At 62.3% G+C, this 11,656-nt stretch carries 9 protein-coding genes; 3 read left to right on the forward strand and 6 right to left on the reverse strand.

The features are described 5' to 3' along the window. Positions 1-267: 267 nt before the first annotated feature. Genes AC09SL_RS29235 through AC09SL_RS29245 form a run of 3 tightly spaced genes read right to left on the reverse strand, consistent with a single transcriptional unit; the run spans position 268 to position 6,004 of the window. Positions 268-1,665 (reverse strand): efflux transporter outer membrane subunit, encoded by a 1,398-nt coding sequence (locus tag AC09SL_RS29235; protein WP_058542353.1) that lies wholly within the window; start codon positions 1,663-1,665, stop codon positions 268-270. Next, positions 1,662-4,808 (reverse strand): efflux RND transporter permease subunit, encoded by a 3,147-nt coding sequence (locus AC09SL_RS29240; RefSeq protein WP_058542354.1) that lies wholly within the window; start codon positions 4,806-4,808, stop codon positions 1,662-1,664. Before AC09SL_RS29240 ends, AC09SL_RS29235 begins: the two co-directional genes overlap by 4 nt. 2 nt (positions 4,809-4,810) lie before the next feature. Beyond that, a complete protein-coding gene (locus AC09SL_RS29245; RefSeq protein WP_058542355.1) occupies positions 4,811-6,004 on the reverse strand; it encodes an efflux RND transporter periplasmic adaptor subunit in 1,194 nt (397 codons plus the stop codon). 112 nt (positions 6,005-6,116) lie between these two features. Here AC09SL_RS29245 and baeS point away from each other — a divergent pair, with 112 nt between their 5' ends. Together baeS and AC09SL_RS29255 are read left to right on the forward strand one after the other, a co-directional pair. Then, entirely contained in the window at positions 6,117-7,535 is a 1,419-nt protein-coding gene (gene baeS / locus AC09SL_RS29250; protein ID WP_058542356.1) for a sensor histidine kinase efflux regulator BaeS, read from the forward strand. A gap of 2 nt (positions 7,536-7,537) precedes the next feature. After that, positions 7,538-8,221: a response regulator gene (locus tag AC09SL_RS29255; protein WP_058542357.1), complete on the forward strand. Its 684-nt coding sequence runs from the start codon at positions 7,538-7,540 to the stop codon at positions 8,219-8,221. Between the two features lie 117 nt (positions 8,222-8,338). Here the strand turns inward: AC09SL_RS29255 and AC09SL_RS29260 are convergent, their stop codons facing one another. From AC09SL_RS29260 to AC09SL_RS29270, 3 genes are all read right to left on the reverse strand, one after another. Then, positions 8,339-8,788 carry a hypothetical protein gene (locus AC09SL_RS29260; protein ID WP_058542358.1) on the reverse strand — a complete coding sequence of 150 codons (450 nt, stop codon included), beginning with the start codon at positions 8,786-8,788 and terminating at the stop codon, positions 8,339-8,341. 107 nt (positions 8,789-8,895) lie between these two features. Further along, on the reverse strand, positions 8,896-10,158 hold the full coding sequence (locus tag AC09SL_RS29265) for a HAMP domain-containing sensor histidine kinase (RefSeq protein ID WP_058542359.1): 1,263 nt from the start codon (positions 10,156-10,158) through the stop codon (positions 8,896-8,898). Beyond that, a complete protein-coding gene (locus tag AC09SL_RS29270; protein ID WP_058542360.1) occupies positions 10,155-10,838 on the reverse strand; it encodes a response regulator transcription factor in 684 nt (227 codons plus the stop codon). The genes AC09SL_RS29265 and AC09SL_RS29270 overlap by 4 nt, the downstream gene beginning before the upstream one ends. A gap of 225 nt (positions 10,839-11,063) precedes the next feature. Between AC09SL_RS29270 and AC09SL_RS29275 the strand changes: the two genes are divergently transcribed. Then, a partial coding sequence (locus tag AC09SL_RS29275; protein ID WP_479571975.1) for a POTRA domain-containing protein occupies positions 11,064-11,656 on the forward strand: 593 nt, incomplete at its 3' end.

Here is an 11,656-nt window from a genome sequence, read left to right on the forward strand (position 1 = left end):
GATGTTGGATGTGCTGACGCTATCGCGAGCAAGCTTTGCTCCCACAGGCGCGTTCCCGGGGGGACATGGGGTCCGGTGCTCACCACAAATCTTCTGTGGGAGCTGAGCTTGCTCCCACAGGGCGCTCCGGGGAAGCACGGGGCCGATGCTCACCACAGATCCCTGTGGGAGCAAAGCTTGCTCGCGATGGCGGTGGGTCAGTCTGCCGTGATGTTGGATGTGCTGACGCTATAGCGAGCAAGCTTTGCTCCCACAGGGGCGGGCTCCTTAATTCCAGCCGCCGCCCATCACCTTGTACAACGTCACGCGGTTGCTCTGCTCGGTCAGGCGCAGGGTGATCAGGTCCTGTTGCGCGCTGTACAGGGAGCGCTGGGCGTCCAGGGCTTCGAGATAGCTTTGCGAACCGCCACGGTATAACGCGTCGGAGAGTTCGAAGCTCTCGCGGCTGGCGTCGGTCAACGCCTGCTGGGCCTCGATGCGGCGATCCAGCGTGCTGCGCTCCGCCAGGGCATCGGCCACTTCCTTGAAGGCGCTTTGCAATGTTTGCTGGTAGGTCTGCACCTGGATCTCGCGCTCGGTCTTGGCCGAGTCCAGGGTCGCGCGGTTACTGCCGGCATCGAAGATCGGCAGGCTGATGCTCGGGGCAAACGTCCAGGCGCCACTGCCGGACTTGAACAGGCCAGACAAGGCCGAGCTTGAGGAACCGGCGTTGGCCGTCAGGCTGATGCTGGGAAAGAACGCCGCACGGGCGGCGCCGATGTCGATATTGGCCGACTTGAGCGTATGCTCCGCGGCCAGCACATCAGGGCGTCGTTGCAACAGGCTGGAAGGCAGGTCTGCCGGCACCTGCACCAGCGCCGCGGCCGACTCCAGGTACGCGCCCGGCAACAACTCTTCGGGAATGTCGCTGCCCACCAGCAGGCGCAATGCGTTGCGATCCTGCAGGATCTGGCTTTCATACGCCGCCGCGTCGACCCGCGCCGACTCCACGGTGGTTTGCGCCTGGGCCACGGACAGGCCGGACGAGCCGCCCAAGGCGTGGCTGCGCTGGGTCAGTTCGTAGGTCGCCTGCTGGCTGCGCAAGGTCTCCTGGGCCAGGTGCAGGCGCTCGTTGTCGGCCGCCAGGGTCAACCAGGCCGTGGCCACTTCGGCCACCAGGCTGATCTGCGTGCTGCGCCGGGTTTCGGTCAGGGCCAGATAATCTTCCAGGGCTTCGTCCTGAAGGTTCTGCACCCGTCCAAACAGGTCCACTTCATAACTGCTCAGCCCCAGTTGCGCACTGTAGTCATGGGTGGTCGCCGCCGAGCCCGTGTTGGACAACGAACCGGGCGTGCGACTGTGGGTGCCACTGACACTGGCATCGATCGACGGCAAGGACTCAGCCCGCTGGATGCGGTATTGCGCCTGGGCCTTTTCAACGTTCAGGACCGCCAGGCGCAGGTCGCGGTTGTTGCTCAGCGCCAAGGACTGCAAGCGCGCCAGGCGGCTGTCGGTGAAGAAATTTTGCCACTCGATATCGGCTCTCACCTCGCCCTTGGGCGTGCTGGCGACCGGCAGCCATTGCTCGGAGACCGGCGCCTCAGGGCGTTCATACTGCGGCGCCAGATTCATGCAGCCACCGAGCAGCGTGAGGATGGCCAGCAATGGCCAGCGGAACTTGATCATGCGTCACCTGACTGGGCGGATGGAACAGAGGTCGAAGCCGTGGAAACGCGGGCGAAACGCCGGCGAATCTGCACGAAAAACAACGGGACGAAGAAGATCCCAAGCACCGTGGCGGACAACATGCCGCCCAGCACACCGGTACCGATGGCCTGGCGTCCGGCGGAACCGGCGCCGCTACTCAGGGCCAGGGGCAAGACGCCGAACATGAAGGCCAGGGACGTCATGAGAATCGGCCGCAGGCGTTGGCGCACGGCGATCAGCGTCGCCTCGCGCAAGCTGTTGCCCTGTTCTTGCAGGTGCTTGGCAAACTCGACGATCAGAATCGCGTTCTTGGCCGCCAACCCCACGGTGGTCAACAACCCGACCTGAAAGTACACGTCGTTGCTCAAGCCACTGACACGCGTGGCCAGCACCGCGCCCACTACCCCCAGCGGCACCACCAGCATCACCGAGAAAGGTACCGACCAACTCTCATAGAGCGCAGCGAGGCAGAGGAACACGAACAGCACCGAAATCCCGTACAGCAATGGCGCCTGCGAACCGGAAAGGCGCAACTGATAGGACTGCCCGGTCCATTCGTAGCCGATGCCCTCCGGCAATTGCTTGATCAACGCTTCCACCGCGTCCATGGCGTCCCCGGAACTGACGCCGGGCGCCGGATCGCCAACCACCTCCAGCGAGGCGTTGCCGTTGTAGCGTTCCAGCAACGGCGAGCCGTAGCTCCAGGAACTGCTGGCGAACGAGGAAAACGGCACCATTTCATCGTTGCTGTTGCGCACAAACCAGTGCTCCAGGTCAGCGGCCTGCATCCGCGCCGCGGCCTCGCCCTGGACATAGACCTTCTTCACCCGCCCCTGGTTGAGGAAGTCATTGACGTACGTGCCGCCCAACGCCGTGGACAGCGTGGTGTTGATGTCGCTGGTGCTCAGGCCCAAGGCCCCGGCCTTGCGATCATCGATGCTGACCTTGAGCTGCGGAGCGTCGTCCAGGCCATTGCTGCGTACGCCGAGCAAGCGAGGGTCCTGGTTGGCCAGCTCGATGAGTTTTTCCCGCGCCGCCACCAGCGTGTCATGCCCCAAGCCGGCGAGGTCCTTGAGTTGTACATCGAAGCCAGACGTCTGCCCCAAACCGCGTACGGCCGGCGGTTGCATGACGAACACATTGGCATCGCCGATGCTCGACAGTGCCATGGTCGCGCGCTGGGCGAAGGACGCCGCATCCTGCCCCGCTCCCGTACGCTCGCTCCAATCCTTGAGGCGGATAAATGCACGGGCGCTGTTCTGGCTGTTGCCGTTCATGCCCAGGCCGGAAATGCTGATCAGTGCTTCGACTTCCGGCTGTTCCAGCAGGTAGCTTTCGAATTGCTTGACCACCGCTTGCGTGCGGCTGTCCGTGGCCCCGACCGGCAACTGCACCTGGGCCATGAGAATGCCTTGGTCCTCGTCAGGCAGGAACGAAGTCGGCAGGCTGAAATAACCGGCGGCCATCACCAGCAGCACCACCCCATACACCAGCCAACCGACACGCCCGCGCTGCAAAATGCCCCCCACCTGGCGTTTATAGGCCTCGGCAGCCCGCTCGAACGTGCGGTTGAACCAGCCGAAGAATCCGCGTTGAGCGCCATGGCCCTGACCATCGGAGGGCTTGAGCAGGGTCGCGCACAATGCCGGCGTCAGCGTCATGGCGACGAGCACCGAGAGCACCATGGCCGAGACGATGGTGACCGAAAACTGCCGGTAGATAACGCCTGTAGAACCGCCAAAAAACGCCATGGGAATGAACACCGCACTGAGCACCAGGGCGATGCCGACCAAGGCGCTGGTAATTTCATCCATCGACCGGCGCGTGGCGTCCAGGGCCGACAGCCCCTGCTCGTCCATCACCCGCTCGACGTTCTCCACCACCACAATCGCGTCGTCCACCAACAGGCCGATGGCCAGGACCATGGCGAACATGGTCAGGGTGTTGATCGAATAACCGAACAGCGCCAGCACGCCGAATGTCCCCAGCAGCACCACCGGCACCGTGATCGCGGGGATCAACGTGGCCCGCAGGTTCTGCAGGAAGAGGAACATGATCAGCACGACCAGGACAATCGCCTCGCCCAAGGACTTGACCACCTCTTCGATGGACAGGCTGACAAAGGGTGTGGTGTCGTAGGCGATCACGTTCTTGAGTTGCATCTCGGTCGGATAAAACGGCTCCAGCTCCTTGAGCTTGGCCTTCACCGCTTCTCCCACGTTCAGGGCGTTGGCCCCGGCGGCGAGCTGGACGCCCATGGCGGCAGCGGGTTTGCCGTTGAGGGCGGAGGTTACGTCGTAGCTTTCGCTGCCCAATTCAACCCGCGCCACATCCCCAAGCAGCACCACCGCACCGTCGCTGGTGGACTTGACCACCACATCGCGAAACTCCTCGACGGTTTGCAGCTTGCTGCGGGCGCTGATGGTGGCGTTCAACTGCTGCCCCTTCACCGCCGGCATGGCGCCGAGCTGGCCGGCAGAAACTTCGGTGTTCTGCGCCTCCAGGGCAGTGCTGACATCCGAAGGCATCAGCGCGTATTTTTCCAGCAAGGCCGGGTCCAGCCAGATGCGCATGGCATAGCCGGAGCCCAATGTCTGCACGTCGCCGACACCGTCGATGCGGCTGATGGAATCGAGCAGCGTGCTGGAAATGTAGTCGCCGATCTGCGTGCCGGTGACGCTCGGATTGTCGGACGCCAGGGCGGCAATCATCAGGAAGTCCGAACCGCCCTTGGTCACGGTCAGGCCCTCGCTTTGCACCGACTGCGGCAACCTCGACTCGGCCTGTTGCAACTTGTTCTGCACCTGCATCTGGGCCACGTCCGGGTTGGTGCCGGCGGTGAAGGTCAGGCTGATGCTGGCGCTGCCATCAGAGCTGCTGGAGGCCGACATGTAGGTCAGGTTATCCAGGCCCTTCATTTGCTGTTCGATGACCTGGGTCACCGAGTCTTCCACGGTCTTGGCCGAGGCGCCGGTGTAGGTCGCGGAAATGCGCACCGTCGGCGGCGCGATGTCCGGATATTGCTCCAAGGGCAACTGGCTGATGGACAAGGCGCCAGCAAGCATGATGACGATGGCGATGACCCAGGCAAAAATCGGTCGGTCGATAAAGAAACGCGCCATGCTCAACCCTCCTGCGCAATGGCAACAGGCGTGGCTTTCTGCGTACGGCTGCGGGTGCCGGTGTTCTGTGCCACGACGGTTTCACCGACCCGGACTTTCTGCCCGCCCTCGACAATCACCTGGTCTCCCGCGTTCAGCCCAGCCGTGACCCACCACTGGTTATCCACGGCGCGGTCGATGGTCAGCATGCGCTGCTCGACTTTGCCATTGACCACCACCAGGACCGAAGTCGCGCCGCTGGCGCTGCGGGTCACCGCCTTCTGTGGAATCAGGATGGCCTTGTCATCCCGCGCCTGCTCCAGCACCGCCCGCACGTACATGCCCGGCAGCAACAGCCGCTCGGGGTTGGCGATTTGCGCCCGCAAAGTCACCGTGCCAGTACCCTCATTGACGCTGACCCCACTGAATTTCAAGCGACCTTCATGGGCGTAAGTGCTGCCGTCATCGAGCTTGAGGCTGATCCGCGCTTCACCTTCGCCATTGCTCTGCAGCAGACCGCTGGCCAGGTCGCGCTTGAGGCGCAACAGTTCGGTGGTCGACTGGGTGACGTCGACATACATCGGGTCCAACTGCTGCACGGTGGTCAGTGCGCTGTCCTGGTTGGCGACCACCAGCGCGCCGGGCGTGACCGTCGAGGTTTCGATGCGCCCACTGACGGGGGAACTGATGCGGGTATACGCCAGGTTGATGCGTGCGGTGTCGACATCGGCCTGGGCCACTTGCACTTCCGCTTCGGCGGTCAGCAGGCTGGCCTGGGCATCCTCGTTGTCCTGCTGGCTGATGGCATCGATCTTTACCAACTGGGCGTCACGCTTGGCCGTGGCCTGGGCCGACTTCAAGGTGGCACGGGCCTTGGCGAGGTTCGCCTGGGCCTCAGCCAATGCGGCCTTGTAGGACGCTGCGTCCAATTGATACAACGCCTGCCCGGCCTTGACCTCGGCCCCTTCGACAAACAAGCGCTGCTGGACGATACCGCCCACCTGCGGGCGTATCTCGGCGACCATGAACGCCTGGGTGCGTCCGGCCAGTTCAGTGGTCAGCGCCTGGCTTTGCGGTTGCACGGTGATTACCGAGACCTTGGACGGTTCGGGTGTGGGCGCGGATTCGCCGGAGCAACCGCCCAACATGAACAAAACGATCAAGCACACCAGAAAGGCGGCGGTCACCAGGGATTTGGCGAATAATTTGGTCGACATAATTGCCTCTGCAAGACGGATGGTTCAAGCCAGGCGCCATACTGCGAGGCAAATGTGCAGGAAAATTGAAGATTGTCCGCCACCCTTGAATCTTCATCGCACCAGGGCCTAAATGGTCGGGCCATTCATCGAACTGCCCGAGCCCATGAAACTGAGCATCTCCACCAAGTTGTTTATTGCCGTCATGGCCAGCGTGCTGTTTGTCATCCTGAGCATGGGAGTGGCCAACGGCTGGAGCTTTGGCAACGGCTTTCTCGACTACCTCAACGAACAGGCACTGTTGCGCATGAAGCCGGTGCTCCCCCGCCTGGCGGGCGCCTACGAGCGCGAAGGCGACTGGGAATTCCTGCGCAACCAGCCCGATCGCTGGTTCGAACTGCTACGCCCGGAACCGGGCGAAAACACCACCCCCCCAGGGCGCCCTCCCATGCCGATGTCCGACCTGACCGGCGCGGTGTTTCGCATCGCCCTGCTCGACCAACAAAAACACCTGATCATGGGCTATTCGGCCATCGGCGACGACGCCCTGATGCGCCCGATCGAGGTCGCCGGCAAAACCGTCGGCTGGCTGGCGGTGACGCCGTTCCAGAACGTGACCGAAGCTGGCGGCGAACGCTTTCGCCTGTACCTGGTGCGCACGAGCCTGGCCGTGGGCGTGCTCTCGTTGCTGTTGGCGATGCTGATTGCCTGGTGGATCGCCCGTACCCTGCTCGACCCGGTCAAGCGAGTGGCCGCCGCCACGCACCGGCTGGCCGCCGGGGAATACAGCAACCGCGTGTCGGTGGCCTCCAATGACGAAGTCGGCCAGTTGGCCCGAGACTTCAACCAACTGGCGTATACCCTGGAACGCAACGAAAAGATGCGCCGGGAATTCATGGCTGATGTGTCCCACGAACTGCGCACCCCGTTGTCGGTATTACGCGGCGAGCTGGAAGCCATCGAAGACGGCGTGCGCACCCTCGACCCTTCCTCGATGAAATCGCTGCAAGGCGAAGTCAGCATGCTCAGCAAACTGGTGGATGATCTGTACGAACTGTCCCTGGCCGATGTCGGCGCGCTGACCTACCGCAAGAGCGAATGCGATCTCAACGACTTGCTGGACGGTTGCGTGGCGATGTTCCAGGAACGTTGCAATGCCCGGCATTTGAGCCTGGAGCTGGAACTGCCGGCATCGTCGCTACGGCTGGAGGCCGATCCCAAGCGCTTGCAGCAACTGTTCAGCAACCTGTTGGAAAATGCCGTGCGTTATACCGACGAGGGTGGCGTGCTGCGCATTCGAGCCGCCAGCGATGGCGATACCGTGCGCGTCGAGTTCCTGGACTCCGGCCCTGGGGTCGATGCCGACCAGTTATCACGGTTGTTCGAGCGTTTTTACCGTGGTGAAACCTCACGCAATCGCGCCAGTGGCGGCGCCGGCCTGGGGCTGGCCATCTGTCGAAGCATCGCCCTGGCCCATGGCGGCAGCCTCAGCGCCGATCACTCGCCGCTGGGCGGGCTTTGGCTGACCCTGCGCCTGCCACGGAACGCCTGAACATGACCCATGACAGTCCAATCCTTATCGTCGAAGACGAACCCAAACTGGCCGCATTGATGCGCGACTACCTGATCGCCGCCGGCTATGCGACCCAGTGCCTGGACAATGGCCTTCAGGTGGTGCCGGCGGTACGGGCCAGCGCGCCGCGGTTGATCCTGCTCGACCTGATGCTGCCGGGGCGCGACGGCCTGCAAGTGTGCCAGGAGCTGCGCAGCTTCAGCGCCGTGCCGATCATCATGATCACCGCCCGCGTGGAGGAAGTGGATCGCCTGCTCGGGTTGGACCTGGGGGCCGACGACTACATCTGCAAGCCCTTCAGCCCGCGTGAAGTGGTGGCCAGGGTCAAGGCGATCCTGCGGCGCAGCCCGCAACTGGTGGTCACCGCACCGGCGCGCCTGCTGATTGACGAAGACCGTTACCAGGCGTCACTTGATGGCGTCGCCCTGGACCTGACGCCCTTGGAACTGCGCTTGCTCAGCACGCTGGCCCAGTCCCCGGGTCGGGTGTTTTCCCGCGATCAATTGCTCGACCGGATCTATTCCGATCACCGGGTGGTCACTGATCGTACGGTTGACAGCCATATCCGTAATCTGCGGCGCAAGCTTGAACAGGCCTGCCCGGCGGAGAATCCTATCGAGTCGTTGTATGGGGTGGGTTATCGGTTTCAGCTTGCTGACGTTTGAAGCGGTGCGTCATGGTGACGGGGAGAATGGGGTACATATCCGTTTTTGCGGTAACGGATATACACCCAAAACCCTGAAATCCCGCCCGTAAAAACTACGCCCCCGGATAAGTCGAGCCTATTGATCCGCCGAATAGATAATGGTTTGCGCACTGCCCCCCGCAGCAGGCCGACGGGTGAAGTAGGTGTCGCCTTCGTCCGTCTGGATCTCGTAGTCGGCCTTGCTGGCAACCCGCCCAGATGCATCGCTGTGCTTGATGATTTTCAGCACCCGCTGGAACTTCACCCCTTGAGTGCCGTTCTGGGCGGGGCCGGTGAGTACATTGACCTTCTGGAACCAGCCTTCCTGCTTTTTGTTCGACACCAGGGTGCCGCTCAGCGCTTCAAAGCGTTCCAGACGGGTAAACCCCCAGAGCGTCTGCTCCTCGACCACTTTGCCCGGGGTGGCGGAGCCGGTGAAGACAAACAGGTTGAGGCTCGGATTGTCTTCGCAGAAGAAATCATAAGGCACCAGACCGTCGACCATTCTCTTGCCGGGAACGAAGCCCTTCTTATGCACCAGAAACATGAGCACCTCCACGCTGAAACACCAGCAAACGCTGAATAAGTTTGAGCGCAAAGTCTACTGAGACGGGGCGTACAGGGCCGTCAAGCCAATGTAATATCGTGTAAAGATCATGCCCGACGAGGCAAGCTGATTTCCACGGTCAGCCCACCGGACGGCTCGTTGCGCGCCAGGATGGTGCCGCCGTGTATCTCCACGGCCCTTGAGGCAATGGCCAGGCCCAGGCCGAAACCGGCACTGGTTTCGTTCAAGCCACGTTCGAACGGGTTGAAGATGCTCTGTAGCCGCGAATGTTCAACACCTGGACCCTGATCACTGATCTGCACCGTCAGGCCGTCTGCGTCGCCATTGACCTGGGCCACGACCATCACCGTGGTGTCTGGCCGGGTATGGCGCACCGCGTTTCGAATGACGTTCTCGAAACACCGATACAACAGCTCGCCGCTGCCCCGGCTGACAAAGGCCGGGCACGCCTGCAAAGTGACCTGGCAACCTTTCATTTGCGCTTCGAATCGAGCGTCCTCGACGATCACCGACAGCAACTCGACGATATCGATGGGTTCGCGCTCGATACTCTCCGGTCGCCCCTGCAAGCGTGCCAGGGTCAACAGCGCCTCGATCAGCGTGTCCATGCGCACCGACTCGCGGTCAATGCGTTCCACCATTTCCAGGCGAGCCGGATCCTGCTGCAGCAGTCCGATGGCCGCTTGCATACGGGTCAATGGCGAGCGCAATTCATGGGAAATGTCGTGCAACAAGTGTTGCTGGGCGTCTACCAACAGCTTCAGCTGGTTAGCCATTCGGTCGCAGTCTTCGGCCAGATCGACGATTTCATCACGTCGCGCGCCCATGATCGGCTTGACCCGGGTCTCGAAGCGCCCCTGGGCCACGTCACTCATGGCGCGCCGAAGATAGGCCAGCGGCCATGCCAGGTAGAACGCCATGTAGCCGCTGAACAGTGCACTCATGACTGTGCCGATGATCAACGGCGTCCAGTGGCTCGGCCCTCTGTCGCCTTTTTTGTCCAGGGGATGGGTTGACTTGAGCGACAGCACGATGCCCTCTTTGCTGATAACCGATCGCTCGTAGGCCGGTTGCGGCACCGGCGTGCCGGCCAACAACTGACCGGCACTGTCATAGACGCCGATGGCCTGGTCATCCGGGTGTTCCCACACTGCCAGCAGTTGCCGGCCCGACTCGATGCCAAACTGGCGCAATAGCTGCTCTTCAGTGGCAAGGACCGTTTCCAGATGAGGATCACCTGGCTTGGGACTGCCCATGACCAAGAGGCCCAACCCCACCAGAAACGTCAAGCTGGTGGCGAGCCAGAACGCCAGGAACAGTTTCCAGAACAGCCGGCTGGGCTTCATCATTCGGCGATCAACAGGTAACCGAGGCCCCGCACGCTCTGGATCCAGGCCTTGGCATCGGGACGCGGGCCCAGCTTGTGGCGAATGCTGCTGATGTGCACATCGATGCGCCGGTCATAGCGAGTCAAGGGACAACCCAGGGCATTGAGCGACAGGTTCTGTTTACTCACCACTTGCCCGGCACAGCGGGCCAGCTCCTCGAGCAAACTGAACTCGGTGCTGGTCACCCCCAGCTCGCGCCCCTGCCAGAGCGCCTGGCGCTTGCCAGGCCACAGGACCAGCGGCCCGGTCCTGATCACTTCACCGCAGGGCTGATCCGCTGGCTGCACCCGGCGCATGATCGCCCGCAAACGCGCCACCAGTTCCCCCGGTGAGCTGGGCTTGGGCACATAGTCATCGGCGCCCAGCTCCAGGCCGGTGATCTTGTCGATGTTGTCGCCACGGGCCGTCAGCAACACCACCGGCACCCGGCTCACGGCCCGAATGCGCCTGAGCACCTCGATACCCGACAACCGCGGCAGCATCACGTCCAGCACCACGATGCTGTAGCGACCGGACAGCGCTTGCACCTCGCCCTCCTCCCCGGTGTGCACGGCAGTCGCCTCAAAGCCTTCGCGCTCCAGGTATTGGCTGAGCATTCCCGTCAGTTCCTGGTCATCGTCGACTAGCAATACAGAGATCATGGGGCGCTCTTGAGTAGGTGTCGGTCCATTATCGCCCGTGCGCCGCGCACCGTCATCGCCACGGGCCAACCTTTACCTAACTTGACATTGGGTTAACCGCACCAAACGCAGCGAACTTTTATGCTTGCTCGCCACCAGCCCGCTCGCTCCCGCGGTGACTCGTCTTGCGGTGAGATATCCGCGTCCACCTACACCACCTGTCGATGTGTCCTGGATAAGATCTTGATGAATTTTTCGCGCCTGCTCTGCTCGGCTGCACTGCTGCTCAATGTCACACTTGCCCACGCCCAAGGCTTCAAGATTTCCGATATTCGTATCAATGGCCTGCAGCGCGTCTCCGCAGGCAGTGTCTTTGGTGCCTTGCCCTTGAACGTCGGCGATAACGCAGACGAGCGACGCCTGGTGGAGTCCACGCGTGCGCTGTTCAAGACCGGTTTTTTCCAGGATATCCAACTGGGACACGACGGTGATGTGCTGGTCATCACCGTTGTCGAGCGTCCATCCATCGCCAGTATCGAGATCGAAGGCAACAAGGCGATCTCCACCGAAGACCTGATGAAAGGCCTCAAGCAATCGGGCCTTGCCGAAGGCGAGATCTTCCAGCGCGCCACCCTCGAAGGCGTGCGTAACGAGCTGCAACGCCAGTACGTTGCCCAGGGCCGCTACTCGGCCACCGTCGACACCGAAGTGGTGCCGCAACCGCGCAACCGTGTCGGCCTGAAGGTCAACATCAACGAAGGCACCGTGGCGGCCATCCAGCACATCAACGTGGTGGGCAACACGGTTTTCCCTGACGAAGACCTGATGGACCTGTTCGT

The sequence above is a fragment of the Pseudomonas sp. PF05 genome (genome assembly GCF_056521845.1).

Bases quoted from the DNA above. Each gene is read 5' to 3' on its own strand.
- AC09SL_RS29255 (WP_058542357.1), top strand. From the start codon at position 7,538: ATGACCCATGACAGTCCAATCCTTATCGTCGAAGACGAACCCAAACTG.
- AC09SL_RS29240 (WP_058542354.1), bottom strand. From the start codon at position 4,808: ATGGCGCGTTTCTTTATCGACCGACCGATTTTTGCCTGGGTCATCGCC.
- baeS (WP_058542356.1), top strand. From the start codon at position 6,117: ATGGTCGGGCCATTCATCGAACTGCCCGAGCCCATGAAACTGAGCATC.
- AC09SL_RS29270 (WP_058542360.1), bottom strand. From the start codon at position 10,838: ATGATCTCTGTATTGCTAGTCGACGATGACCAGGAACTGACGGGAATG.
- AC09SL_RS29245 (WP_058542355.1), bottom strand. From the start codon at position 6,004: ATGTCGACCAAATTATTCGCCAAATCCCTGGTGACCGCCGCCTTTCTG.
- AC09SL_RS29265 (WP_058542359.1), bottom strand. From the start codon at position 10,158: ATGATGAAGCCCAGCCGGCTGTTCTGGAAACTGTTCCTGGCGTTCTGG.
- AC09SL_RS29260 (WP_058542358.1), bottom strand. From the start codon at position 8,788: ATGTTTCTGGTGCATAAGAAGGGCTTCGTTCCCGGCAAGAGAATGGTC.
- AC09SL_RS29235 (WP_058542353.1), bottom strand. From the start codon at position 1,665: ATGATCAAGTTCCGCTGGCCATTGCTGGCCATCCTCACGCTGCTCGGT.